The sequence below is a fragment of the Pseudomonas sp. VI4.1 genome, from assembly GCF_002029345.1.
Taxonomy (GTDB): Bacteria; Pseudomonadota; Gammaproteobacteria; order Pseudomonadales; family Pseudomonadaceae; genus Aquipseudomonas.
The window spans coordinates 1-1,393 of record NZ_MULM01000007.1 but is presented as its reverse complement, the minus strand read 5'-3'; the positions used below and the strand labels follow the sequence as shown (position 1 = coordinate 1,393).

Annotated in this window: 1 protein-coding gene; it reads left to right on the top strand. The window is 62.6% G+C overall.

The window, feature by feature from the left end; all coding sequences use genetic code 11:
- A partial coding sequence (locus tag BZ163_RS00040; RefSeq protein ID WP_128869319.1) for an aldehyde dehydrogenase family protein occupies positions 1–1,393 on the top strand: 1,393 nt, incomplete at both ends.

The window sequence follows — 1,393 nt, the reverse complement described above, 5'->3', positions numbered from 1 at the left end:
AATGGCCAACCGATTGCCGAATTCCCGCGCTCCACGGCCGAAGACATCGACAAGGCCCTGGACGCTGCCCACGCGGCTGCCGATGCCTGGGGCGCCACGTCCGTCCAGGCGCGCTCGCTGGTGCTGCTGAAAATCGCCGACCGCATCGAACAGAACCTGGAACTCCTGGCGATTACCGAGTCCTGGGACAACGGCAAGGCCGTGCGTGAAACCCTCAACGCCGACATCCCGCTGGCCGCCGACCACTTCCGCTACTACGCCGGTTGCATCCGCGCCCAGGAAGGCAGCGCCGCCGAGATCGACGGCAACACCGTGGCCTATCACATCCACGAACCGCTGGGCGTGGTCGGGCAGATCATCCCGTGGAACTTCCCGATCCTGATGGCCGCCTGGAAACTCGCGCCGGCCCTGGCCGCCGGCAACTGCGTGGTGCTCAAGCCTGCCGAACAAACCCCATTGGGCATCACCGTGCTGATGGAGCTGATCGGCGACCTGCTGCCGCCGGGCGTGCTCAACGTGGTGCAAGGTTTCGGCAAAGAGGCCGGCGAAGCCCTGGCCACCAGCAAGCGCATCGCCAAGATCGCCTTCACCGGCTCGACCCCGGTCGGCTCGCACATCATGAAATGCGCCGCCGAAAACATCATTCCGTCCACCGTGGAGCTGGGTGGCAAGTCGCCGAACATCTTCTTCGAAGACATCATGAAGGCCGAACCGTCCTTCATCGAAAAAGCCGCCGAAGGCCTGGTGCTGGCGTTCTTCAACCAGGGCGAAGTCTGCACCTGCCCGTCCCGCGCCCTGGTACAGGAATCGATCTACGACGAGTTCATGGCCGTCGTGATGAAAAAAGTCCTGCAAATCAAACGTGGCGACCCGCTGGACACCGACACCATGGTCGGCGCCCAGGCGTCCGAGCAGCAATTCGACAAGATTCTTTCGTACCTGGAAATCGCCAAGGGCGAAGGCGCCGAGCTGCTGACCGGCGGGAAAATCGAAAAACTCGAGGGCAACCTGGCGACCGGGTATTACATCCAGCCGACCCTGCTCAAGGGCACCAACAAAATGCGCGTGTTCCAGGAAGAAATCTTCGGCCCGGTGGTGAGCATCACCACCTTCAAGGACGAAGCCGAAGCCCTGGCCATCGCCAACGACACCGAGTTCGGCCTGGGTGCCGGCCTGTGGACCCGCGACATCAACCGCGCCTACCGCATGGGCCGCGCGATCAAGGCCGGGCGTGTCTGGACCAACTGCTACCACCTGTACCCGGCGCATGCCGCGTTCGGTGGCTACAAGAAGTCCGGCGTCGGCCGTGAAACCCACAAGATGATGCTTGATCACTATCAGCAGACCAAAAACCTGCTGGTGAGCTACGACATCAATCCGCTGGGCTTCTTCT